General features: G+C 70.2%; 20 protein-coding genes. 13 read left to right on the top strand and 7 right to left on the bottom strand.

The window, feature by feature from the left end; translation table 11 throughout:
• Positions 1-2,811 carry a magnesium-translocating P-type ATPase gene (mgtA, locus tag ACIQ7D_RS05525; RefSeq protein WP_403933904.1) on the top strand — a complete coding sequence of 937 codons (2,811 nt, stop codon included), beginning with the start codon at positions 1-3 and terminating at the stop codon, positions 2,809-2,811.
• Here the strand turns inward: mgtA and ACIQ7D_RS05520 are convergent.
• Positions 2,802-4,388 carry an LCP family protein gene (locus ACIQ7D_RS05520; RefSeq protein WP_403933903.1) on the bottom strand — a complete coding sequence of 529 codons (1,587 nt, stop codon included), beginning with the start codon at positions 4,386-4,388 and terminating at the stop codon, positions 2,802-2,804. The two genes, mgtA and ACIQ7D_RS05520, sit on opposite strands and share 10 nt — an antisense overlap.
• A 176-nt stretch (positions 4,389-4,564) precedes the next feature.
• On the opposite strand from ACIQ7D_RS05520, the gene tatA reads away from it, so the two are divergent.
• A complete protein-coding gene (gene tatA / locus ACIQ7D_RS05515; RefSeq protein WP_403933901.1) occupies positions 4,565-4,876 on the top strand; it encodes a Sec-independent protein translocase subunit TatA in 312 nt (103 codons plus the stop codon).
• A gap of 25 nt (positions 4,877-4,901) precedes the next feature.
• Here tatA and ACIQ7D_RS05510 read toward each other — a convergent pair whose 3' ends face one another.
• Together ACIQ7D_RS05510 and htpG are read right to left on the bottom strand one after the other, a co-directional pair.
• Positions 4,902-5,132, bottom strand: a complete 231-nt coding sequence (locus tag ACIQ7D_RS05510; protein WP_385005743.1) for a hypothetical protein — start codon at positions 5,130-5,132, stop codon at positions 4,902-4,904.
• A gap of 199 nt (positions 5,133-5,331) precedes the next feature.
• Positions 5,332-7,374: a molecular chaperone HtpG gene (gene htpG / locus ACIQ7D_RS05505; RefSeq protein ID WP_403933899.1), complete on the bottom strand. Its 2,043-nt coding sequence runs from the start codon at positions 7,372-7,374 to the stop codon at positions 5,332-5,334.
• A 386-nt stretch (positions 7,375-7,760) separates the two neighbouring features.
• On the opposite strand from htpG, the gene kdpF reads away from it, so the two are divergent.
• Genes kdpF through ACIQ7D_RS05475 form a run of 6 tightly spaced genes read left to right on the top strand, consistent with a single transcriptional unit; the run spans position 7,761 to position 13,051 of the window.
• Complete coding sequence (gene kdpF, locus ACIQ7D_RS05500; RefSeq protein ID WP_037727062.1) at positions 7,761-7,850, top strand: K(+)-transporting ATPase subunit F; 90 nt, start codon at positions 7,761-7,763, stop codon at positions 7,848-7,850.
• A gap of 7 nt (positions 7,851-7,857) precedes the next feature.
• Positions 7,858-9,576, top strand: coding sequence for a potassium-transporting ATPase subunit KdpA (gene kdpA, locus ACIQ7D_RS05495; RefSeq protein WP_403933897.1), 1,719 nt, complete (start codon positions 7,858-7,860; stop codon positions 9,574-9,576).
• Positions 9,577-9,611: 35 nt separating this feature from the next.
• The gene (gene kdpB, locus ACIQ7D_RS05490; protein WP_403933896.1) at positions 9,612-11,777 is read left to right on the top strand and encodes a potassium-transporting ATPase subunit KdpB; all 2,166 of its coding nucleotides are present in this window, start codon (positions 9,612-9,614) and stop codon (positions 11,775-11,777) included.
• A 5-nt stretch (positions 11,778-11,782) separates the two neighbouring features.
• Positions 11,783-12,463 (top strand): potassium-transporting ATPase subunit C, encoded by a 681-nt coding sequence (locus ACIQ7D_RS05485; protein WP_403933894.1) that lies wholly within the window; start codon positions 11,783-11,785, stop codon positions 12,461-12,463.
• A gap of 60 nt (positions 12,464-12,523) precedes the next feature.
• Positions 12,524-12,763 carry a type II toxin-antitoxin system Phd/YefM family antitoxin gene (locus tag ACIQ7D_RS05480; RefSeq protein ID WP_403933892.1) on the top strand — a complete coding sequence of 80 codons (240 nt, stop codon included), beginning with the start codon at positions 12,524-12,526 and terminating at the stop codon, positions 12,761-12,763.
• A 27-nt stretch (positions 12,764-12,790) separates the two neighbouring features.
• Complete coding sequence (locus ACIQ7D_RS05475; protein WP_403933890.1) at positions 12,791-13,051, top strand: Txe/YoeB family addiction module toxin; 261 nt, start codon at positions 12,791-12,793, stop codon at positions 13,049-13,051.
• A gap of 57 nt (positions 13,052-13,108) precedes the next feature.
• Here ACIQ7D_RS05475 and ACIQ7D_RS05470 read toward each other — a convergent pair whose 3' ends face one another.
• Both ACIQ7D_RS05470 and ACIQ7D_RS05465 read right to left on the bottom strand, forming a co-directional pair.
• A complete protein-coding gene (locus tag ACIQ7D_RS05470; protein ID WP_403933888.1) occupies positions 13,109-13,300 on the bottom strand; it encodes a hypothetical protein in 192 nt (63 codons plus the stop codon).
• A 10-nt stretch (positions 13,301-13,310) separates the two neighbouring features.
• Positions 13,311-14,162, bottom strand: a complete 852-nt coding sequence (locus ACIQ7D_RS05465) for a helix-turn-helix domain-containing protein (RefSeq protein WP_403933886.1) — start codon at positions 14,160-14,162, stop codon at positions 13,311-13,313.
• Positions 14,163-14,375: 213 nt separating this feature from the next.
• Between ACIQ7D_RS05465 and ACIQ7D_RS05460 the strand changes: the two genes are divergently transcribed.
• The 3 genes from ACIQ7D_RS05460 (at position 14,376) to ACIQ7D_RS05450 (ending at position 16,272) form a co-directional block, all read left to right on the top strand.
• Entirely contained in the window at positions 14,376-14,885 is a 510-nt protein-coding gene (locus ACIQ7D_RS05460) for an ATP-binding protein (protein WP_403933884.1), read from the top strand.
• A gap of 77 nt (positions 14,886-14,962) precedes the next feature.
• Positions 14,963-15,208, top strand: a complete 246-nt coding sequence (locus ACIQ7D_RS05455; protein ID WP_403933883.1) for an ATP-binding protein — start codon at positions 14,963-14,965, stop codon at positions 15,206-15,208.
• Entirely contained in the window at positions 15,205-16,272 is a 1,068-nt protein-coding gene (locus tag ACIQ7D_RS05450) for a ParA family protein (RefSeq protein ID WP_403933881.1), read from the top strand. Before ACIQ7D_RS05455 ends, ACIQ7D_RS05450 begins: the two co-directional genes overlap by 4 nt.
• Before the next feature lie 52 nt (positions 16,273-16,324).
• Here ACIQ7D_RS05450 and ACIQ7D_RS05445 read toward each other — a convergent pair whose 3' ends face one another.
• Positions 16,325-17,785, bottom strand: coding sequence for a hypothetical protein (locus ACIQ7D_RS05445; protein WP_403933879.1), 1,461 nt, complete (start codon positions 17,783-17,785; stop codon positions 16,325-16,327).
• Positions 17,786-18,014: 229 nt separating this feature from the next.
• Between ACIQ7D_RS05445 and ACIQ7D_RS05440 the strand changes: the two genes are divergently transcribed.
• Together ACIQ7D_RS05440 and ACIQ7D_RS05435 are read left to right on the top strand one after the other, a co-directional pair.
• Complete coding sequence (locus ACIQ7D_RS05440) at positions 18,015-18,761, top strand: SDR family NAD(P)-dependent oxidoreductase (protein WP_403935002.1); 747 nt, start codon at positions 18,015-18,017, stop codon at positions 18,759-18,761.
• A gap of 125 nt (positions 18,762-18,886) precedes the next feature.
• Complete coding sequence (locus ACIQ7D_RS05435; RefSeq protein WP_403933875.1) at positions 18,887-20,923, top strand: ABC transporter ATP-binding protein; 2,037 nt, start codon at positions 18,887-18,889, stop codon at positions 20,921-20,923.
• Between the two features lie 131 nt (positions 20,924-21,054).
• On the opposite strand, the gene ACIQ7D_RS05430 is transcribed toward ACIQ7D_RS05435, so the two are convergent.
• Positions 21,055-22,653 carry a CocE/NonD family hydrolase gene (locus ACIQ7D_RS05430; protein WP_403933873.1) on the bottom strand — a complete coding sequence of 533 codons (1,599 nt, stop codon included), beginning with the start codon at positions 22,651-22,653 and terminating at the stop codon, positions 21,055-21,057.
• Between the last annotated feature and the right edge of the window lie 51 nt (positions 22,654-22,704).

Below are 22,704 nucleotides of genomic sequence, written 5' to 3'. Positions count from 1 at the left end.
ATGCCCGAGTCCGTCGTGCCGGGTCCCGCGGCCTGGGGCGTCCCGGCGGACACGGGCACGGAGACGGACACAGGCACGGACACGCGCGCGGGTACGGATACGGACACGGCCGGGCGCCGGGGCCCGCGGGGGCGGGGGGCCCCGCTCACCGCCCTCCAGGTGCTGCGCCGCCTCGACAGCGGGCCGCGCGGACTGACCGACACGGAGGCCGAGGAGCGCCTGTTCCGATACGGCGAGAACGCCGTCCCCGAGTGGAACGCACCCTCCTGGCCAGGACTTTTCGTACGGAGCCTGCGGGATCCGTTCACGGCCGTGCTGCTCTGTCTCGGGCTGGTGTCCGCGACCGTCTCCGCCTGGGGCACCGCGTTGGTGATCCTCTCGCTCGTCGCCGTGAGCTGTCTGCTGCGCTCGTCGGGGGAGCACCGCGCCGACCGCTCCATGGCCGCCCTGCGCGATCTGGTGGCCACGACCGCCACCGTACTGCGGCGTACCGACAGTGGCGGCGAGGGCGATCAGCCGCGGCCCCGGGAGATCCCCGTCGACCAGCTCGTGCCCGGCGATGTGATCCGCCTCGGCCCCGGCGACCTGGTGCCCGCCGACGTACGGCTGCTGCGCGCGAGCGGCCTGACCGTCCATCAGGCGCCCCTGACGGGAGAGTCGGCCCCGGTCGCCAAGTACGCGGTGGACGCGCCCGGCGAAGGGGACGTCGGCGCGGGCGGCCACCTCGGGGTCTTCGGGCAGCCGCACCTCTGCTTCCAGGGCAGCAGCGTGGCCTCCGGGAGCGGCACCGCGGTCGTCGTCGCGACCGGTACCCGCACGCGGTGGGGCGCGGCGCGCAGCCGCCCGGGACGGCGCCCCGCCAGCGCCTTCGACCGCTCGGTGCACGGGATCTCCTGGGTCCTGATCCGGTTCATGCTGCTGACGCCGCCGCTGGTCCTGATGGCCAACGCGGCGCTGCGCGGCCGGGGGCTGGAAACGCTGCCGTTCGCCGTCGCGGTGGCGGTCGGGCTGACGCCGGAGATGCTGCCGGTCATCGTCACCACGGCGCTCGCCCGGGGCGCGTCGCTCCTCGCACGCCACCACAGCGTCATCGTCAAGCGGCTGCCCGCGCTCCACGACCTGGGCGCCGTCGACGTACTGTTCCTGGACAAGACGGGCACCCTCACCCAGGACCGCCCGGTCCTGGACCGGGCGACGGACGCGCACGGCGACCCCGACCCGGAGGTACTGCACTGGGCCGCCGTCAATGCCTGGTGGACGTTGCAACTGGCCGATCTGCCCGCTCCCGACGCGCTCGACGAGGCGATTCTCGATGCCGCGGAAGAGGCGGAAGACGTGGCAGGGACGGCAGGGACGGCAGGGACGGCAGGGACGGCAGGGGCGGAAGGGGGGTACGAGGGCGTCGCGGCCCTGCCGTTCGATCCCGTACGGCGGCTCTCCACCGCGGTCGTACGGCGGCCGGGACGCCTGGGTACCCACACCCTCGTCGTCAAGGGCGCCGTCGCCGATGTCCTCCAGCGGTGCGCGCTCGACGACGGCGAACGCGCGCGGCTCACCGCCCTCGCCGCCCGCGAGGCGGACAGCGGGCTGCGGCTGCTGGCCGTCGCCACCGCCGAGCGGCCGGCCCGGCGCCGCGACTACACCCCGGCCGACGAACGCGGCCTCGACTTCCGGGGGTTCGTCTCCCTCCGCGACGCCCTCGCCCCGACCGCGGCCGACGCGCTGGAGGTCCTCGCGTCCCGTGGCGTCACGGTCCGGATCCTCACCGGCGACCATCCCGGAACGGCGGCGCGCGCCTGCCAGGACCTCGGGGTGCCGCTGGGGCCGCCGGGCGACGGCGGTGTGGTCACCGTGGCGCCGGGCGACGGCGGTGTGGTCACCGCCGACCGTATCGACCGGCTCACCGACGCCGAACTCGCCGAGGTCGCCCGGCGCACCACCGTCTTCGCGCGCTGCACGCCCGAGCACAAGGCCCGTATCGTCGCCGCCGTACGCGCCGACGGCCACACCACCGGCTTCCTCGGCGACGGCGTCAACGACCTGCCCGCGCTGCACGCCGCGGACGTCGGGATCTGCCCGCGCGACGCTGTCGACGTCGTACGCGAGTCCAGCGATGTCGTCCTGGCGAAGAAGGACCTCACCGCGATCGACCACGCGATCAGCGCCGGGCGCCACTCCAGCGGCAACATCGCGACCTATCTGCGGATCACTCTCTCCTCGAACCTCGGCAACGTCATCGCGATGCTCGTCGCGGGTCTGCTGCTGCCCTTCCTGCCGATGCTCCCGGCCCAGGTCCTTGTGCAGAACCTCTGTTTCGACGCGGCGCAGCTCGCCTTCGCGTACGACCGGCCGGGGGCCGGGGCGCTGCGCCGGCCGACGGAGCTGCGGTCGCGCGCGTTCCTCCGGTTCATCACGGGGTTCGGGCTGATCAACGCCACGGCCGACCTGGCGACGTTCGCGGTGCTGGCGCTCGCCCTGCACACCACGGTGGACGGGAGCACCCAGGCGGCCTTCCACTCCGGGTGGTTCACGGAGAACCTGCTCACCCAGGCGCTGGTGATGCTCCTGCTGCGTACGAGCCGTACCGGAGGGGGGCCGGTCCGCTGGGCCGCCGCCGGGCTCGCCGTGACCGGGCTGCTGCTGCCGCTCTCGCCGCTGGGCCCGGTCCTCGGGATGCCGTCGCTGCCCGCGCTGTACTACGTCCTGCTCGCCCTGGTCCTCGCGCTGTACGCGGCCGGCCTCGCGGTGGCTAGGGGACGCCACGAGCGGCGCCACGAACCGGACGGTGTGAGCGTCGCCGCTCAGCCGTAGGAAAGGTTCGAGCAGGGGTCGTCGTCCGCCGAACGGGCGTCGTCGGCCACGGCGGACGGTACGGAGCCGGGCGAGGCGGCCGGCGCGGAGGGGGACCCCGTGGCGTCGCCCGTCCCGCCGGCCGGGGCGTCCGCGTACGACGTGCCGAGCACGACATCGATGCCCGAGGTGGTCGACACCGGCGTGACCTCCGCTCCCGGGAAGAGCCGCGCGACGGTCCTGGCCCGGTTCTCCAGACCGACCCCGTACTCGATCACCGTGGTGGTGTGGTCCTGGCTGCTCGCCGTCGCGGTGCCGGTGACGACGAAGTCGTGGTCCGTGAGGGTACGGGAGGCCCGCGCGGCCAGCCCGGTGACGGTGGTGCCGTTGTAGACGGCGACGCTGATGCCGCCACCGGAGACCTCGCCGGACTCCTCACCGGACGCCCCGCCGGTGGCGCTCGGTGTGGGGGAGGCGGGGGCCTTCCCGGCGCCCGAGTCCTTCGTGCCGCTGGCGTCCTTGCCGTCGACCGTACGGTCCGCCTTGAGCGCCGTCCACAGCTCGGAGGCGTCCGGTTCCACGATCGCGACGCGCGCGCCCTCGTACCGCCAGGGGATGGTGACGAACTTGGTGTTGTGCAGGTCGATGTCCTTGAGCGACATCATGAAGCTGATCAGTTTGTCGGCGGAGCCGAGCCCCGGGTCCACGGTCATGGACCGGGTCGCCGCGTTCGCGAGCGGCAGCAGCTTGGTGGGGGTGAGGCCGTCGCTCTTCACCTTCTTGAGCAGACCGGCGACGAAAGCCTGCTGGCGTTTGATCCGGCCGATGTCGGAGCCGTCGCCTATGCCGTGCCGGATCCGTACGTAGTCCAGCGCCTGCCGGCCGGAGACGGTCTGGGCGCCCTCGGTGAAGATCCGCCGGCCCTGGGTGGCGCGGTTGGGGTTGAGGTCCTTCTGGTAGATGTCCTGGGGCAGGCACACCTGGACCCCGCCGACGACCTCGGTCAGCTTCGCGAAGCCCTTGAAGTCGACGACGACGGTGTGGTCGACGCGCAGGCCGGTGAGGTGCTCGATGGTGTTCTGGGTGCAGGCGGGGTTGCCCTGGGCGCTCTGGCCCACGGAGAAGGCCGCGTTGAACATGGCGTTGACCTGCGTCTTCGTCCACGTACCGTCGGGGAGTCGGCAGGGCGGGATGTCGAGGAGCGTGTCGCGCGGTATGGAGACGGCGACCGCGTGCTGGTGGTCGGCGTAGATGTGCAGCAGGAACGAGGTGTCGGAGCGGCCGATGTCGTCCTTGTCGCCGCCGCCCAGTGAACTGTTGCCGTCCGTCCGCGCGTCCGAGCCGATGACCAGCACGTTCTGGCCCTTGGACGAGCCCGAGGGCCGGTTGTCGGAGAGGCCGCCCGCGCTGAAGGTGTTGATGTTCCCGCTGAGCTTGAGGTAGATCCAGCCGATTCCGGCGGAGGCGAGCACGAGCAGGGACAGGGTGACGACGAACGACGTGCGCAGCCCGCTGCGCTTGCGCCGCCGGGAGCGGGCGGGGGCGGCGCGACGGCTCGTGCGCGCGGATGCCGTGTGCTGCTGGCGGCTGCCTGCCATATGTGCGCCCTCATCCCTCTGGCCGGCCTCTTGGTTGTACAGTTGCGCAATGTAGCAACTTTAGTGAGAGGTGTGGGCCCCGGGTACGGGAGTGACGCGGGGCGCGGCCGATCCGGGATTCGACGAGGGATCCGGGGATTTCGACGGGGATTTCGACGAGAGGAAGGCGGGGCGGCATGTTGCGTAACGGGTTGGAGCCTTGGCACCTGCTGATCGTGGCCATCGTGATCATCGTCCTGTTCGGCTCGAAGAAGCTGCCGGACACCGCACGGGCCGTGGGCAAGTCCCTGCGCATCCTCAAGAGTGAGACGAAGGCGATGAAGGAGGAGGGCGGCGTCGTGGTGGATGCCGCCGCCCCGCCCGCCCCGCCGTCCTCTTCCTCGCAGGCTTCCTCCCCGGCTTCCTCCCCTGCACCCTCCTCGCCGTCTCCTGTGCCCTCGCCGTCTCCCTCGTCGTCCTCTTCTTCTCCTCCCCCCTCGAACCGCTGAGGGTTCGTCCGGTCCCGTCAGGCCTTCAGGGGCTGGCCAGATCGAAGCCGTACCGCAGGGGTTCGCCCTGTACGCGCGGGTCGCGCCGGTAGACGAAGAGCGCGTCCACCTGGGCGCCGCCCGAGGGGCCGTCCAGTTCACAGGGGTACGTCACCTGCACCACGGACGGCCGGTCGGCGACCCGCATCCGTACCCCGTTCGCGGGTCCTCCGTCGAGGACCGCGACTTCCCATTCCGTTCTGCCGTGATCATCCATGGGTAATACTTTAGAGGTTGCGCAATCTTTGAACCATGGTGCACGGGGCGCGCTCCGGAGCGTGCGCAGGGGCGCGTACGTACGCCGGAGGGCGGCCACTGTCACCAGTGACCGCCCTCCAGAGTGTTCCGTATCTCGCGGCCGTAAGCCCGGGAATCCGGAACCCGGGAACGACAACCCGGGAACGGCAACGCGGGAACTACAGGGTGCGCTCCAGCCGGTCCGCCATCAGCTTGACGAAGCGCGAGGGGTCGGCCAGCTCGCCGCCGTCCGCGAGGAGCGCCATCCCGTAGACCAGCTCGGCGGCCTCGGCGAGGCCGGCGTCGTCCGTTCCCGAGCCTGAGCCTGAGCCCGAGCCCGCGTCCGTCGCATCCGCCGTGTCCGCTGCCTCGGCCGTATCCGCCGGCCGGCCGGTGTGGGCCGTACGCATGCTGACGACCAGCGGGTGCGTCGGGTTGAGTTCGAGGATCCGCTTGATGTGGGGCACGTCCTGGCCCATGGCGCGGTACATGTTCTCCAGCGCCGGCGTCACATCGAACGTGTCCCCGACGATGCAGGCGGGCGACACCGTGAGGCGCGAGGAGAGCCGTACCTCCTTCACGTGCTCGCTCAGCTTCCCGGACATCCAGGTCAGCAGCGGGGCGAAGTCCTGCTGCTGCTTCTCGCGCTCGGCCTCGACCTCCTTCTTCTCCTCCTCGGTGTCGAGGTCGACCTCGCCCTTGGCGATCGACCGCAGCGGCTTGCCGTCGAACTCGGGGACCGACTGGACCCACACCTCGTCGACAGGGTCGGTCAGGAGCAGCACCTCGAAGCCCTTGGCGCGCAGGGCCTCCATGTGGGGCGAGTTCTCGATCGCCGTACGGGACTCGCCCGTCATGTAGAAGATGTGCTGCTGCCCCTCCTTCATCCGCTCCACGTACTGCTGGAGGGTGGTCACCCCGCCTTCTTCGTGGGGGGAGTGGGTCGAGGCGAACGACGAGACGCCGAGAATCGCGTCACGGTTCTCGAAGTCGCTCAGCAGGCCTTCCTTGAGGACCCGGCCGAATTCCTTCCAGAACGTCGTGTACGACTCCGGACGGTCGGCCATCATCTCCTTCACCGTCGACAGCACCTTCTTCACCAGGCGCCGGTGCATCAACTGGATCTGCCGGTCCTGCTGAAGAATCTCGCGCGACACGTTCAGTGAAAGGTCCTGGGCGTCGACCACACCCTTGACGAAGCGCAGATAATCGGGCATCAGCGCTTCACAGTTGTCCATGATGAAGACGCGCTTCACATAGAGCTGAACTCCGCGCTTGCTCCCCTGCGTGAACAGGTCCTGCGGTGCGTGGGACGGGAGGAAGAGCAGTGCCTGATATTCGAAGGTGCCTTCCGCCTGCATACGGATGGTTTCGAGCGGGTCGTTCCAGTCGTGGCTGACGTGCTTGTACAGCTCGCTGTACTCCTCGTCGGTCACCTCGCTCCTGGAGCGGGCCCACAGCGCCTTCATCGAGTTGATCGTCTCGGGCTCGGGCGCTGCGCCGGCGTCCTCACCGGCGTCCGCCCCGTCCGCGTCGGCGTCCGCCGGGCCCGTGGCGGGCTTCGCCTCGGCGGCCATCCTGATCGGCCAGGTGATGAAGTCCGAGTACCGCTTGACGATCTCCTTGATCTTCCACGTGGACGTGTAGTCGAAGAGCTGGTCCTCGGTGTCCTCCGGCTTCAGCCGCAGCGTCACCGCCGTACCCCGTGGCGCCTCGTCGACCGTCTCGACCGTGTACGTGCCCTCGCCGGTGGACTGCCAGCGGGTCCCCTTGCTCTCGCCCGCGCGCCGGGTCAGCAGGGTGACCTCGTCGGCCACCATGAAGCTGGAGTAGAAGCCGACACCGAACTGCCCGATGAGTTCTTCGGAGGCCGCCGCGTCCTGCGCCTCCTTGGCTTCCTTCATCTCCTTCAGGAACTTCGCCGTACCGGAATTCGCGATGGTGCCGATGAGGTCCACCACATCCTCGTGCGACATTCCGATGCCGTTGTCACGTACAGTCAGCGTGCGCTGTTCCTTGTCGACCTCAAGGTCGATATGGAGGTCCGACACGTCTTCCTGGAGCTCGCTCCGGAGAACTTCCAGCCGCAATTTGTCCAGCGCGTCGGAGGCGTTGGAGACCAGCTCACGAAGAAATACATCCTTGTTCGAGTAGATCGAATGGATCATCATCTGGAGGAGCTGGCGTGCTTCCACCTGAAACTCGAACGTCTCGGTCGTCATATCCAAGGATTCCTTTCCTCGCTCATATCGGCAGCGGCAGCGCGCGGAGCCGCCCTCCATCGTATCCAGCCGGCGCCCGCGTCAACCGGCGATCCCCGCAGGGCGTAAGAGAGCCGTCAAGCCCGCCGCAGGGGCCGTATGGACACCGTCAACGGAAGACGGAAGCCCCGAACGAGGGGGTTTCCTCAGGACGTCCGGTTTTCTCCGGGCGAGGCCGGCCGGTCCTCCCGGACGCCCGTTCCCCTCGTACCTCGTCCGCACCTCACTCGTACCTCATCCGTACCGAACCTCATTCAGGAGCTCACGATGGCCGATCTGGCCTTCGTCGTCACCACGGTCGCGGTCTTCGCGCTGGTGGCCCTCGTCGCCAAGGGGGTGACGAAGCTGTGACCGCCGAGAACATCGTCGGCCTGGTCGTGGCCGTCGCCCTGCTGGGATATCTCGTCCTCGCCCTGCTGTTCCCGGAGAGGTTCTGAGCCCGTCATGAGTGCTGTCCTCGCCGGCGCGCTCCAGGTGCTCGCGCTGATCGTGGCGCTGGGGCTGGCGTACCGTCCGCTCGGCGACCACATGGCCCGCGTGTACTGCCCGGCCGCTTCCTGCGACTCCGGCTCCGGATCCGGCTCCGGCCCCGACTCCGGCTCCGTCCGCCATCTGCGGGTCGAGAAGTGGATCTACCGGGCCATCGGCGCCAACCCCGCCACCGAGATGCGCTGGCCCGCCTACCTGCGCGGGGTGCTCGCCTTCTCCGTGGTGAGCGTCCTCTTCCTCTATCTGCTCCAGCGCCTCCAGGGCGGACTCCCCGGCTCGCTCGGCTTCTCCTCGATCGACCCGGACCAGGCGTTCAACACCGCCGCGTCGTTCGTCTCCAACACCAACTGGCAGTCGTACTACGGCGAGCAGTCCATGGGCCCGGTCGTCCAGACCGGCGGGCTCGCCGTGCAGAACTTCCTCTCGGCCGCCGTCGGCATGGCCGTCGCGGTGGCGCTCGTACGGGGCTTCACCCGCGCCCGTACCGGAGAACTGGGCAACTTCTGGGCCGACCTGGTGCGCGGCACCGTACGGATCCTGCTGCCGATCTCCGTCGTCGGCGCCGTCGTCCTCGTCGCCTGCGGCGCCATCCAGAACTTCGCCGGCATCCATGAGGTCGGGCAGTTCCTGGGCGGGCCGCAGCAGTGGAACGGCGGTGCGGTCGCCTCCCAGGAGGTGATCAAGGAGCTGGGGACCAACGGCGGCGGTTACTTCAACGCCAACTCCGCCCACCCCTTCGAGAACCCCAACGGGGTCTCCAACCTCTTCGAGATCTTCCTCATCCTGCTCATCCCGTTCGCGATGACGCGTACGTTCGGCAGGATGGCCGGCTCGGTCGCACAGGGGTACGCGATCCTCGCCGCGATGGTGACGATCTGGCTCGGCTTCACCGCGCTGATGATGTGGACCGAGTTCCACCACGGCGCTCCGGCGTTCGACATCGCGGGCGGTGCGATGGAGGGCAAGGAGACCCGGTTCGGGGTCGGCGGCTCGTCGATCTGGGCGGTCGCCACCACGCTCACCTCGACGGGCGCGGTCAACTCCTTCCTCTCCTCGTTCACCGGGTTCGGCGGCGGGATCGCGCTGCTGGGCATGCAGCTCGGTGAGATCGCGCCCGGCGGGGTCGGATCCGGGCTGTACGGGATCCTGATCATGGCCGTCATCGCGGTGTTCCTCGCCGGTCTGATGGTCGGACGTACGCCCGAGTACCTGGGCAAGAAGATCGGCACCCGCGAGATCAAGTTCGCCGCGTGCTACATCCTCGTCACCCCGGCCCTGGTGCTCTGCTTCACGGCCGTCGCCCTGGCGCTGCCCACTCCGGTGCATTCGCTGACCAACTCGGGGCCGCACGGCTTCTCCGAGATCCTGTACGCGTACACCTCGGCCGCCAACAACAACGGCTCCGCCTTCGCCGGGCTCAACGCCGACACCCAGTGGTTCAACACGAGCCTCGGGATCGTGATGCTGCTCGGCCGTTTCGTCCCGATGGTGTTCGTACTCGCCCTGGCGGGATCGCTGGCCGAGCAGCGGCCCGTCCCCTCGACGGCGGGCACCCTGCGGACCGACAAACCCCTGTTCACCGGCCTGCTCGTCGGCGCGATCCTGATCGTCACCGGGCTGACCTACTTCCCCGCGCTGGCGCTGGGGCCGCTGGCCGAGGGGCTGGCGTCATGACCGCTCGTTCGCGCAGGAAGAAGCAAGAAGACGCGATGTCCACCCCCACTCCCAACCCCACCCCCACTCCCCATCAGGCCCGCGCGCCGCACAGCGACCTCTCCGGTGGATCCGCCGGTTCCGCCGGCACGGCCGGAACCGCCGGACGGGTCGGCGTGGGGTTCTTCGACCCCCAGCAGTTGATCAGGTCCCTCCCGGACGCGCTCAGAAAGCTCGACCCCCGGGTGATGATCGCGTCCCCGGTGATGTTCGTGGTCGAGGTGGGCTCGGTCCTCACCACCGTGCTGGCGATTCTGGACCCGGGCGACTGGTTCGGCTGGGCGATCACGGCGTGGCTCTGGCTGACCGTCGTCTTCGCCAATCTGGCGGAGGCCGTGGCCGAGGGCCGAGGCAAGGCGCAGGCCGACACGTTGCGCAGGGCCAAGACGGATACGGTCGCGCGCCGGCTCACCGGCCGGGGCCCCGGCGCGGGCGAGGAGCGTGTCCCGGGTACGGAGCTGCGCGTCGGTGACCTGGTGGTCTGCGAGGCGGGCGACATCATCCCCGGCGACGGTGATGTGACCGAGGGCGTCGCCTCCGTGGACGAGTCCGCGATCACCGGCGAGTCAGCCCCCGTCATCCGCGAGTCGGGCGGCGACCGCTCCGCCGTCACGGGCGGTACGAAGGTGCTCTCCGACCGGATCGTCGTCAAGATCACGACCCGGCCCGGCGAGACGTTCATCGACCGGATGATCGCCCTGGTCGAGGGCGCGGCCCGGCAGAAGACGCCCAACGAGATCGCGTTGAACATCCTGCTCGCGTCCCTCACGATCGTCTTCCTGCTGGCGGTGGTCACCCTCCAGCCGTTCGCGAGGTACGCCCACGCCGAGCAGTCGATGATCGTCCTGGCTGCGCTGCTGGTCTGTCTGATCCCGACCACCATCGGCGCCCTGCTCTCCGCGATCGGCATCGCCGGGATGGACCGCCTCGTCCAGCGCAACGTCCTGGCCATGTCGGGGCGCGCCGTCGAGGCCGCGGGCGACGTGTCGACGCTGCTGCTCGACAAGACCGGCACGATCACGCTCGGCAACCGCCAGGCCGCCGAACTGGTCCCCGTACGCGGTACGGACCCGGCCGAACTGGCTGACGCGGCCCAGCTCTCCTCCCTGGCCGACGAGACGCCCGAGGGCCGCTCCGTCGTCGTACTGGCCAAGGAGCGTTACGGGCTGCGCGAACGCCACCAGGGCGAACTGGCCGGCGCCGAGTGGATCGCCTTCACGGCGCAGACCCGGATGTCGGGCGTCGACATCACGGAGGACGGCGCCGCGCGCAAGGTACGCAAGGGCGCGACGGGTTCGGTGACCGCCTGGGTCACCGAACACGGCGGCCAGGTGTCGGCGGACACCCGCGAACTGACCGACGCGATCTCCCAGGCGGGCGGTACGCCGCTGCTGGTGGCCGTCGAGGACGGCGCGGGCGCGCGCGTCCTGGGCGTCATCCACCTCAAGGACGTCGTCAAGGACGGCATGCGGGAGCGGTTCGACGAGCTGCGCCGTATGGGCATCAGGACCGTCATGATCACCGGCGACAACCCACTGACCGCGAAGGCGATCGCGGACGAGGCCGGCGTGGACGACTTCCTCGCCGAGGCCACGCCCGAGGACAAGATGGCCCTGATCAGACGGGAACAGGCGGGCGGCAAGCTCGTCGCGATGACCGGCGACGGCACGAACGACGCGCCCGCGCTCGCCCAGGCGGACGTCGGCGTGGCCATGAACACCGGCACCTCGGCCGCCAAGGAGGCCGGGAACATGGTGGACCTGGACTCCAACCCGACCAAACTGATCGAGATCGTGGAGATCGGCAAACAGCTCCTGATCACGCGGGGCGCGCTGACGACGTTCTCCATCGCCAACGACGTCGCGAAGTACTTCGCGATCATCCCGGCGATGTTCGCGGTCGTCCATCCGGGCCTGGACAAGCTCAACATCATGCGGCTGGCGTCGCCCGAGTCCGCGATCCTCTCGGCGGTCGTCTTCAACGCGCTGATCATCATCGCGCTCGTACCGCTCGCCCTGCGAGGCGTACGGTACCGGCCGACCAGCGCGGACCGGATGCTCCGGCGCAACCTCGGGATCTACGGCCTCGGCGGCCTCGTCGCGCCCTTCGTCGGCATCAAGATCATCGATCTGCTCCTCTCCCTCGTCCCCGGAATCGGCTGACCGTCATGAACACCTCCGTACGCACCACCGCGCGCCTGCTGTGGGCCGGGCTGCGCGCCCTGCTCGTCCTGACCGTGGTCTGCGGCGTCCTCTACCCGCTGGCCGTCACCGGCGTGGCCCAGGGCCTCTTCGCCCACCGGGCCAACGGCTCGGAGATCACCTCCGGCGGCAAGGTGGCCGGCTCGGAACTGATCGGCCAGAGCTACCTCCTGCCGAGGAAGAACCCCTCCGACACCACCGAACCGGCCCGCCCGGACCTGCGCTGGTTCCAGCCGCGCCCGTCCAGGGGCCTGGGCACGAACACCGTCAACACCCAGTACCGACTGCTGCTCTCGGGCGCGACGAACCGCTCCGGCGACAACAAGGAACTGATCGACTGGGTCAGGTCGGCCAAGGCCCAGGTCATCAAGGACAACTCCACCCCGGGCCACCCGGTCCCCGCCTCCGCCGTCCCCCCGGACGCGGTCACCTCCTCGGGCTCGGGCCTCGACCCCGACATCTCCCCGGCGTACGCCCGCCTCCAGACCCACCGAGTCGCGGAACGCAACCACCTGCCGGCCGACCGGGTACGCGCGCTGGTGGACGCCCACACGACGGGGCGGACGCTGGGCTTCATCGGGGAGCCACGCGTCAACGTCCTGCGCCTCAACGTGGCGCTGAGGGCGTTGACCGGGGCGGGCGGGTGACGCGCTCGTCGCACCCTCGAAGCGGACGTACATTTCTTGTACGCAAGAGAGGGGGCGGTTGTGAAGAGCATGACGTACTCGGAGTCCCGCGCGCGATATGCCGAGGTACTCAACTCCGTCAATGACGACCATGAGGAGGTCGTCATCACCCGCGCTGGACATGACGCTGTCGTCATAGTCTCCCTGGAGGACTACGAGTCCCTGAAGGAGACCGTGTACCTGCTGCGGAGTCCTTCCAACGCTCGACGCGTGCTCGCGTCCATCGACGAGCTGGAGAACGGCAGCGGCCGCGGTACGTGAGTTGACGCCGGAAGTCCAGCACGGCGCGTGGAGATCACCGTCTCCTCCCGGGTGTGGGAGGACTATCTGTGGTGGCAGCTTCAGGACCGGAAGATCCTGAAGCGCGTCAATGCGCTCATCGCGGACATCGCCCGGAACGGCAATGAGGGGATCGGGAAGCCGGAACCGCTCAAGCACGGGTTCCAGGGCTACTGGTCGCGCCGCATCAACGATGAGCACCGCCTGATCTGCAAGGCGACCGAGGACGCGGTTCTGATCGCGCAGTGCCGCTACCACTACGAGAGCTGACGCCGCTGTTCGCCCCGGCGTGGGGCGCGAGGGGGTACTCCCGCGCCCCGCGCCCCGCTAGAGCAGGTGGTCGGCCTTGCCGGCTTTGATGTCGCGGATGAGGGTGGTGAGGGCTTCGCGGGTGTCGGTGAGGTAGGTGTCTTCCTGGCCGAAGACCGCTATGTAGGCGCTGCCGTTCGCGTCGGTGCCGATACGGAAGCAGTTGTTGCCTTCCCCGCAGAATGGTTCTTCCCAGATGATCTCGGTCATGGTGTTCCCCTCATAGCTCGCGGGCGAGGCTGTGGATGAAATCGCGTGAGGCGCTTGGCGACAAGCATTCCTTGTCCATCCACTCCAAGTGGGCTCGGTACTTGGCGAGGTGCGGCTCCGTGTGCAGGAAATCCGGACCGTGGGCCGAATCCACCTGCGCGGTGTCGAGTTGAGGCACGGCTCCCTCCGCGTAGAGCAGGGCGTGTCCCGCGCCCGGGAAGCTGCCGCGTTCGAAGGGCACTATGCGGAGGATGATGTTGTCCTTCTCGGATGCCCCGATCAGCGCGTTGAGCTGATTACGTGCTGCTTCGCGACCGCCGAAGCGCATGCGCAGTGCCGCCTCGTGTACGTAACCCACGAAGCCCGGAGGCTGTTCCCGGCCCAGTACTTGTTGCCGTTCCATGCGGTGGGCCACGCGAAGTTCGACTTCGAGGCGAGAAAGCGCCGGGAGAACCGCCGCGAAGATGCTGCGGGCGTAGTCCTCGGTCTGGAGCAGGCCGGGCACGTGGGCAGTCTGCGTCGTCTGAATGCCGACCGCGTGCCACTCCAGTTCCGCGATGTCCAGCAGTCCCGGCGACAGCCGGCCCCGGTACTGGTCCCACCAGTTCCGCCCCGAGGGCGTGGTGAGTTCGAGCAGTGCGGACACGTACTCCTCGTCCGTGCACTCGCAGTGTGTCGCGAGCGTACGGAGCCGGTCCGTGCTGATGTGGCGGACGCCCGACTCGATGTGGGAGATCTTTCCGCGGTCGACACCGAGCAGCCCGGCGGCGTACTCGATCGACATGCCCGCGCCGGTGCGCAGCTTGCGGACCTCTGCGCCAAGTCTCCTCTGGCGCTGCGTTGGTGCTGTCCGTGCGGCCATGGAGGTCCTTCCTTTCGGCCGGTGCTCAGTGTGCCGGGCGTCACTCTATAGGTCTATTGGGGGCTCAAGTTTCACCTATAGGTGGAACTTGGGGCCCTTGATGCCCTACCTTCAGTGATGCGGCGCTCACGTACAGCAAAGCAGAAGCGCATGGCGCGAGCCTGCCCGCCTCCTCCTGTCACCACAACCAGCGCATCAGCGAGCGGAGTTGTCATGCCTGAGAGCGAAACCACAGCCGTCACCACGCCCGGCGTACCGGAGTGCCCGCCGCCGCTGCCCGGCCTCGGGGAGCCGTCGCCCGGGAGCCTCGCGTACGGCCTCACCCTCCCCGCCGGCCTGGCCGGCCCGGCGGTCGCGCGGGAGATCGCCGAACTCGTCCTCGACGTGCACGAGATGGAACGCCTGATCGATCCGGCGCTCGTGGTCGTACGCGAACTGGTGGCGTACGCGTGCACGTTCTCGGGGGACGGCGCGGACGTCCACCTCGCCCTGCGGCAGCGGGAGGACACCCTGCGCGTCACCGTGTACGACACCCACGCGGCCCACCCGCAGCCCCGCCTCGCCGCCCTCTGCGGCGAGCGGCGCCGCTCCGCCCTTTCACGCACCCCCGGCGTGGTGGCCGCCCACCGGGGCGCCTGGGGCTTCCGCGCCGCCCAGTGCCCGGGGGCGGGTACGTGGACGTGGGCGACCCTGGTGGACACGCCCCGGAGCTGGGCCGCCTGACGGACAGGCGGCCTCACCACCGCCGTGCCGAAGCGCGTACGGCGGCCCCTCGTCCCCCGGCTGAAAGAATGGGCACCGTGAGCGACGACGGTCCGGCCGACATCGAGGGGAATGGTCGGCAGGTACGGGACGACAACTTCGACCGGGTCACGGACTACCGCAATCCGTCGCTCGCAGCGGCGCTGAAGGGACTCGGTAACGTCAACCGCTTCGGGCGGGGTATCGGCCGGGTCCGGGCAGCCCTGGAACGTAACGGCAATCCGCCCGCCGAGTTCCAGGTCGACGACTCGTCCTGGGCCGTAACCCTCCGGAGAGCCCCATGACCGCGACATCGATCGCGCTGTTCAACAACAAGGGCGGCGTCGGTAAGACCACCCTTACCTATCACCTGGCACACATGATCAGCCGTCTGGGGCTGAGCGTTCTCGCGGTGGACCTGGACCCTCAGGCCAACCTCACCTCGATGTGCCTGGACGAGAGCGAGATCGAGGACCTGTGGGCCAACCCCTCCGAACTCATCGAGCAAGGCGTGGCCGACAGGTTGTTGCCCAGTACGGGACGCGTACGGGACGATCGCACCGTCGCCGACGCCGTACGGCCCATCCTTGAGGGAACAGGGGACGTCGCGTTGGTCGAGCCGGTTTCGCTCAAGCCGGGGCTGTGGCTGTTGCCCGGGAGTCTCGATCTGAGCCGCTTCGAGGACAAGCTGTCGAGCGAGTGGTTCAAGTCGTTCGCCGGGGACGTCGCGGCGATCCGTACCACCACCGCGTTCCACCGCATGATCGAGCACGCGGCGGAATCCGTCGACGCCGACATCGTGCTCATCGATGTCGGCCCCAACCTCGGCGCCATCAACCGGGCGGCGCTGATCGCCGCCGACGGTGTGCTGATGCCGCTGGCCGCCGATCTGTTCTCGCTCAAGGGGCTCAGCAACCTGGGGCCGGCCCTCCGGGAATGGCGACGCGACTGGCGGCAGGTCGTGCTGCCTCAGGTGCCGTCCGGGATCTCGGCGCCGCCCGCCCGGATGACACCGCTGGGGTATGTGATCATGCAGCCGGAAATGCGCCTCGACCGGCCGGTCAAGGCGTACGGCCGCTGGCTGGAGCGCATCCCGTGGGTCTACTCAGCCGCTGTGCTGGGCGATGAGCTGCCGGCACCGGATGATGACCAGTACCGCATCGCGACGCTGCGCAACTATCGCAGTCTGATGCCGCTGGCCCACGACGCCCGCAAGCCGATGTTCGAACTCAAAGCGGCGGACGGCGCGCTCGGCAGTACGCAGAAGTACGTGCAGACCTGCTACCGGGAGTTCCGGGAGCTCGCGGAGAACGTCATCAGGCTCGCGACGGAGCGGAAAGCGGCCGAGGCCGAAGGGACGGCCGACTGAGTTTCCGCCGGTCCGGCTCGGCCGAGTGGCGCCGCATTCGTGCACAGCCCCCTCAGGCCCTGGATCGCCGACGCCGGTACAAGCTCACCAGGGCGACGACTGCCACGGCCCCGCCCGCGACCGTCGCCCACAGGGCGGGGTTCCGGTAGGCGGGGGCGGGGGAGGCGTCGAGGGGGATGGTGGCGGTGTCGTTGCCGGGGGTGCGGTCGTAAGGGTTGTACGTGCGGATGGTGCCTCGCGCGCCCGGGACCTGCCGGTCGATGCGGATGTGGAAGTCGATCGCGGTCGTGCCCTCTTCGTGCCGCGCGTCGTAGAAGCTGTCGTTACCGATGTCGCAGACGAATGCCCCGCCCGGTTTCTCCGGCCGTGCGCACGCCCAGGAGCTGCCCGAGCCCTCGAAGACGTACGGGATGGAGGTGATGGTGGTTCCCTCCGGCGGGACGACCTCGAAGCCGCCCAGCGTCTCGGAACCGCTCAGCCGGCCGGGCCCGTGGTCGCGCAGCCCGAGCCGTACCTTCACCGTGTCGCCCACCCGGCCCCGTACGGTCGCCGGCACCGGTTCGTAGTCGGCCTGCACGGTGGTTCCGACGTGGACCTCGCTGCTGCCGCTCGTGAGGCCGCGGGCGGTCGTCCTGATCAGCGTCATCGGGGCGTCCGTGCCGCGCACCGTCAGGCCGTCGGGCTTCTGTGGGTCGGACGACCAGTCGTAGGACAGCGTGCCCGCCAGCTTGCCGGGGGCGGCCGTATAACGGATCGGGGCGCTCACGCGGTACGCGGTCCGCGCCGCGGCCTGGGTGGGGAACGTGCACCATGCCGAGGTGGAGGCGGTGTCGAAAAGGCAGTTGGCGGGGCGCGATGTCAGCAGCAGACCGTCCCGCGCGGTGAGGTGCAGAGCGACGCCGTGGTCCGTGTTGAACCGGCTGCGGTTGGCGAACCTGGGGGTCAGCGGTACGGGCGTGCCCGGTTCCACTCCCTCGACCGCCTTCTCCTGCTCCGGCGCGTGCAGGGTGGGGCCGCCTATGGTCATACGGGTCGTGCCGGTGACGGGGGCCGCGTTGTCGGCGGTGGCGGTGTACGTCACCGTCCCGCTGTCGCCCGGCCGCACGCCGTCCACGCCGCGCAGGGTGAAGGGCGCGTTGGCCTCCCCGTCGCCGTTCTGCACATCGCCGTACAGGCAGGTGAACACGGGGCCTGTGCCGGTGCAGTTCCCGTAACCGCCCTTCTCCGCCCGCGCGACGCCCGACAGCCCCGACGCGTCCACGACGACCGTGACGTTGCGGGCCGGGCTTCCGCCGCCGCTGCGCGCGACGGCGACGGGCACGACGAAGTCGCTGTTCTCGGCCCCGGTGCCCTCGTCGGCGTGGTACATGCGGAAGTCCGCGGGGGCTTCGAGCCGGAGCGCGACCTCGCGGGGGCTGTCGGCCGCGGCGGGCACCGGGGCCGTGGCGAGGACGGCGAGGAGGCCCGCCATGACGGCGGCCGGGCGTGGGGTGATCCGTATCCGTCGGTGCATGCGGGCACTATGCCAGCGACCGCCGGTACGTGAGGCCGGACGCAGGGTCTGAGCCACGCCTTCGCGGTGCGGGCGGGCTCCCTGACCGGTTCGTACGGCCTGGGCCGGTGATTACCGATGGATTCGACGGCGGGCCCGCTCCTATGCTCGGCCGATGACCACACGGGAGAGCACACACGGAGACAGCGCGCACGGGCCTCGCGGGGGCCTGCTGGCGGGCAAGGTCGCGATGATCACGGGGGCGTCCAGCGGCATAGGCGCGGCAGCCGCGAAGCTTTTCGCGCGGGAGGGCGCCGCGGTCGTGCTGACGGCGCGCCGCGCCGACCGGCTCCAGGCCCTCGCGGAGGAGATCACCGCCGAGGGCGGCCGCGCCCTGGCCGTCCCCGGCGACGTCAGCGACTCCGGCGATGTCCGGCGTACGGTCGACGCGGCCGTGGAACGGTTCGGCGGCCTCGACTGCGCCTTCAACAACGCCGGTTACGCCACCATCGAATCCTCTCTGCACGAGACGGACGACGAGGTGTACGAGCGCACGATGGACATCAACGTGCGGGGTGTGTGGAACTGCATGAAGTACCAACTGCCCGTGATGCTGAACTCCGGACGGGGCGGGTCCATCGTCAACACCAGTAGTACGGCAGGCCGTTACGCCACCGGTGCCTCCGTGCCGTACGTCGCCGCCAAGCACGCCGTCCTCGGCATCACGCGCGCAGCCGCCTCCGAGTACGGAGAGCAGGGCATCCGCGTCAACGCGCTCGTCGTCGGCACCACGCGCAGCGAGATGATCGACGAGGTGGTGCGCCAGGTCCCCGGGCTGGCACAGGCGTTCATCGCCCCGCAGATCCAGAAGCGCATGGCCGCACCGGTGGAGATCGCGGAGGCGGCGGCCTGGCTGTGCAGCGACCGGTCCTCGTTCGTCACGGGTGTCGCGATGCCGGTCGACGGAGGGATCTCGGCGCAGGCGAAGGCGGGCTGACCTGGGGCGGACGAAAACCGGGGGGTCACTGTCAGTGCTCGTTGGCAGACTGTCCGCACAGGCGCTTTCCGTGGTCGGTTCATCGCGGAAAGCGCCGGCGGCCGCCCACGACCAATGGAGCACTCATGACGATGCGGAAACCCCGGACCGATGAGTCCGAGCAGGCGGCGGCCGGGGCCGAGCAGGAGGCGACACCGACGTCCGAGTCGGAGCGCACGCTGTTCGGCGGACCTCTCCGGTACGACATGGGGTGGAACAAACACGACGACGCTTTCCTCCAGTTGAGCTTACGGTCCATGGTCACCCGGCTGCCGCGGCTGGTCGGTACGACGATCCGGCTGGCGCTGGAGGCCGACAGGGGCGCCCTGCGGCTGGTCACCTGCGCGGAGATCGGTCGCGGGGTCAGCCAGGCGGTCGGGCTGATCGCGGTGAACCGGGTGCTGACCCATCTCCTCGGCGAGGGCACCACGGCCGAGCGGCTCACGCAGGCGGCCCCGGCGCTCGCGGTCGCGGGCGGTACGGCGCTGGCCGGCGCGGTGCTGCGGGCCCTGTCCACGGCGGGTACGGGGCAGTTGGAGCCCAAGGTCGAGCGGGTCGCCACCGAGCGGTATCTCTCGCACACCGCCAGGGTCGAGCTGGAGGCCGTCGAGGACGACGAGTTCCACAAGCTCCTCGACAGCGCCCAGTACGGCGCCGGGTCCGCCCGCCGCATGGTGCAGTACTGCCAGAACGTCATGAACGCCCTGATGTCGCTGATCGCCGCCGCCGGGGTCCTCGCCGTACTGCACCCGGTGCTGCTGCCGCTGCTCGTCGCGATGACGCTGCCCAGTGCGTGGGCGGCGCTGACGGTGGCCCGGCACCGGTATGTGTCGTTCCAGGCGTGGGTGCAGCATTCCCGGGCCGGGAGCCTCATCAGCCGACTGCTGATCTCCACCGAGGCGGCCCCGGAGATCAGGGTGCACAATGTCGGGCCGTTTCTGCTCCACCACTTCCGGGCGATGTCGCAGTCGCAGGAGGCGGAGCAGCGCAGGCTCGCCAGAATCTCCGCCCGTACGGGGCTGATCGCCGCCGGGTGGACGGGGCTGGCCGCGACCGCCGCCTACGCCACGCTCGGCGGACTGCTGTGGACGGGGGCGATGGCTCTCTCCGTCGGCGGCACCGCCGTGCTCGCCATCCGCACCGGATCGTCCAGCCTGGAGAATCTGGTGCTCCAGGTGAACTACCTGCACGAGGAGAGCCTGTTCGTCGAGGATCTGCACCGGCTCTGCGAGGAGGCGGAGGGACGGGCCATCCCGGTCGGCGGGCGCCCACTGCCCGAGGAGCCGGCCGCGATCACCTTCGAGGACGTCGTCTTCACCTACCTGGGCAAGGACAACAAGAGGGCCCTCGACGGGGCGAGCCTGACCATCCCGACCGGCCGGATCGTCGCGCTGGTGGGGGAGAACGGCAGCGGCAAGAGCACCCTGATCAAGCTCCTGTGCGGGCTCTACCAGCCGGACTCGGGCCGCATCCGGTGGGACGGCGTGGACGCGGCCGAGGCCGACCGGCAGGAACTGGTCTCGCGCGTCGCGGTCGTGGGCCAGGACTTCCACCGCTGGCCCTTCACCGCCGAGGTGAATGTCAGCATCGGGCGCCCCGAGGTGCCGACGAGCCGGGAGCGGCTGGAGGAGGCGGTGCGGTACGCGGGCGCGGAGCGGCTGATCGAGGAGCTGCCGCGCGGCTGGCGGACCCTGCTGGCCCGTGGGTACAAGGGCGGGCACCAGCTCTCCGGCGGTCAGTGGCAGCGCCTCGGCCTGGCCCGCGCGCACTACCGGGCGGGCCGCATCCTCGTCGTCGACGAGCCGACCTCGGCCCTCGACGCCAAAGCGGAACAGCAGCTCTTCGAACAGATCCGTCGCCTCGCCGACTCCGGTCAGACCGTCATCCTCATCACCCACCGGCTCGGTTCGGTACGGGCCGCGGACCTGATCCATGTCCTCGATCAGGGCCGCGTCGTGGAGAGCGGCACCTTCGCGGAGCTGCTGTCCGAGGAGACCGCAGGGCCCAAGGTGTTCCGCGACCTCTACCGGATCCAGGCCGCCCAGTACGCGGTCGACAGTCCCCACGTCCCCGGCCAGAACCACCATGCGTCGTCGGGCGACGCCGTGCGGAGCGAACCGTGACGCCCCTTTGCCGCCGCCCGGTTGAGCAGCGGCCCCGGCGGCCCAGGCGGCCCCGGTGGCCGCAGTCGCTTCGGTGGCCCCGGTGGCCCCGGTGGCCCCGGTCGGCCCGATGGCACGCTGTTTCGCGGAGATCAGGGTGTGGCCGCCCGAGCTTTCCGTACGGTGAGGCGCAGCGCCGAGCCGCCCGCGCCGACCCGCAGATGCACGCGGCCTGCCGGGGCGTCGGAGTCGATCTCCGGGTGGTCGTCGCTGGAGACGCGCAGCACCAGCCGGTGGCCCGCCGAGAGCCGGTAGTGCGTGGGCCAGATGTGGACGTCCAGGTCGTAGTACGTCCCCGGGGTGACACGAGAGAGCCTCGTATGGCCGTGCCGGTGGCTCGCCTTGAGCCATCCCGCGGTGATCCTCGTGGCGGACCCGTCCGGGGCCTGGTCGAAGAGCACCGCCGCGATGTTGCCGTCGGCGGCGGTGAAGGAGGCGCGGACGCCGACCGTGGCGTCGCCCGCGAGGACATGATCGCGGCGCAGCACCGGTGTGGAGAAACGGAGTTGCTGATGCTCCTCCGGAGCGGTGGTCCCCGTGTTGACGTCGAAGGAGGAGACCGCGCCGGGGCCCGGCGCCGACCACAGCGAGCCGCCGGGGCGCAGCCGGAGCGTCAGCTCGCCGGCGTCGGGCGGCGGCCACTGGGCGAACCGCTGCCAGCCGCCGCCCGCCCCGGGGCCCGGTATCTCGTACGAGGTGACGCGCGCGGCGGGCAGCGGAGCGCGCCGGTCCCGCGCGAGCCAGTGGTCCCACCAGGCGAGGTAGCCGCCGGGGCCGATGCCGGCGTACTGGCCCTCGGGGTAGCCGTGCTCCCACGGCCCCGACACCAGCCAGACGTGCTCGGGCTGGGCGAGGTGGTTCTTCACCATGCCGTCCCGGTACCGGTCGTACCAGCCGTTGATCTCCAGGGTGGGCACGGTGAGCGCGTTCCAGCGGGACATCACGCTGCGGCCACGCCAGAAGTCGTCGTACAGCGGGTGGGCGGCGTAGGTCCGGAGGGTGCCGGGCGCTGTCGCCTGCTGCCAGTCGCGAATACGGGCCGAGTAGATGCCGCCGCGGTAGATGGTGTTCTCGTACCAGTCGCTGATGCCGTTCATCGGGATGACGGCCTTGAGATGCGGCGGGCGGTTCACCGCGGCGAGCAGGGTGGTGTGTCCGCCGTAGCTGACGCCCATCTGCCCGATGCGGCCGGTGGACGCGGGGTGCCGGGCGAGCCATTCGATGACGTCGTAGTTGTCCCGCTGCTCCTGCGGCCCGAACGGATCGGCCGTGCCGGGCGACGCCCCCGACCCGCGGACCTGGCAGACCAGCGCGTTGTACCCGCGGCGGACGAAGAAGGACGCGCCGTCCCCGAACGCCTCCAGGTTCGCGGCGTAGGCGGTGTACTCGTACACGATGCCCGGGAAGGTGCCGGGCACCGGGCGGCCCGAGGCGTCTGCGGGGCGGTAGAGCTGGCCGGCCAGGTATCCGCCGTCGCGCAGCGGCACGCGTACGTCCTCGCGCACCACGCCGTGGACGGCGGGGCGGCTGTACGAGAAGAAGGGGTCGGCCGGGACGGACCAGGTAGGCGCGGCGGAGGCGGCCGGGGCGAAGGAAGCGGTGAGTGCCGTGGCCGTACCGAGGGCACAGACGGTCCGGCGGCGTACGGGCCGAGGGATCTCCGGGCCGTACGGCGGCGTGGACGGGTGCATGCGTGGGGTCTCCTTCCGTGGAGGGCGGACGGGGCCGAGCGGCGGACCTGG

It is taken from the genome of Streptomyces sp. NPDC096310, assembly GCF_044763125.1.
GTDB lineage: Bacteria > Actinomycetota > Actinomycetes > Streptomycetales > Streptomycetaceae > Streptomyces.
Note: the sequence above shows the minus strand (reverse complement) of the source record. Positions and strands in the feature narration are given on the sequence as shown.

Bases quoted from the DNA above. Each gene is read 5' to 3' on its own strand.
- ACIQ7D_RS05445 (WP_403933879.1), bottom strand. From the start codon at position 17,785: ATGCACCGACGGATACGGATCACCCCACGCCCGGCCGCCGTCATGGCG.
- tatA (WP_403933901.1), top strand. From the start codon at position 4,565: ATGTTGCGTAACGGGTTGGAGCCTTGGCACCTGCTGATCGTGGCCATC.
- ACIQ7D_RS05460 (WP_403933884.1), top strand. From the start codon at position 14,376: ATGCCTGAGAGCGAAACCACAGCCGTCACCACGCCCGGCGTACCGGAG.
- ACIQ7D_RS05485 (WP_403933894.1), top strand. From the start codon at position 11,783: ATGAACACCTCCGTACGCACCACCGCGCGCCTGCTGTGGGCCGGGCTG.
- ACIQ7D_RS05440 (WP_403935002.1), top strand. From the start codon at position 18,015: ATGATCACGGGGGCGTCCAGCGGCATAGGCGCGGCAGCCGCGAAGCTT.
- ACIQ7D_RS05510 (WP_385005743.1), bottom strand. From the start codon at position 5,132: ATGGATGATCACGGCAGAACGGAATGGGAAGTCGCGGTCCTCGACGGA.
- mgtA (WP_403933904.1), top strand. From the start codon at position 1: ATGCCCGAGTCCGTCGTGCCGGGTCCCGCGGCCTGGGGCGTCCCGGCG.
- ACIQ7D_RS05450 (WP_403933881.1), top strand. From the start codon at position 15,205: ATGACCGCGACATCGATCGCGCTGTTCAACAACAAGGGCGGCGTCGGT.
- htpG (WP_403933899.1), bottom strand. From the start codon at position 7,374: ATGACGACCGAGACGTTCGAGTTTCAGGTGGAAGCACGCCAGCTCCTC.
- ACIQ7D_RS05430 (WP_403933873.1), bottom strand. From the start codon at position 22,653: ATGCACCCGTCCACGCCGCCGTACGGCCCGGAGATCCCTCGGCCCGTA.
- kdpB (WP_403933896.1), top strand. From the start codon at position 9,612: ATGTCCACCCCCACTCCCAACCCCACCCCCACTCCCCATCAGGCCCGC.
- ACIQ7D_RS05470 (WP_403933888.1), bottom strand. From the start codon at position 13,300: ATGACCGAGATCATCTGGGAAGAACCATTCTGCGGGGAAGGCAACAAC.
- kdpA (WP_403933897.1), top strand. From the start codon at position 7,858: ATGAGTGCTGTCCTCGCCGGCGCGCTCCAGGTGCTCGCGCTGATCGTG.
- ACIQ7D_RS05435 (WP_403933875.1), top strand. From the start codon at position 18,887: ATGACGATGCGGAAACCCCGGACCGATGAGTCCGAGCAGGCGGCGGCC.
- ACIQ7D_RS05465 (WP_403933886.1), bottom strand. From the start codon at position 14,162: ATGGCCGCACGGACAGCACCAACGCAGCGCCAGAGGAGACTTGGCGCA.
- ACIQ7D_RS05520 (WP_403933903.1), bottom strand. From the start codon at position 4,388: ATGGCAGGCAGCCGCCAGCAGCACACGGCATCCGCGCGCACGAGCCGT.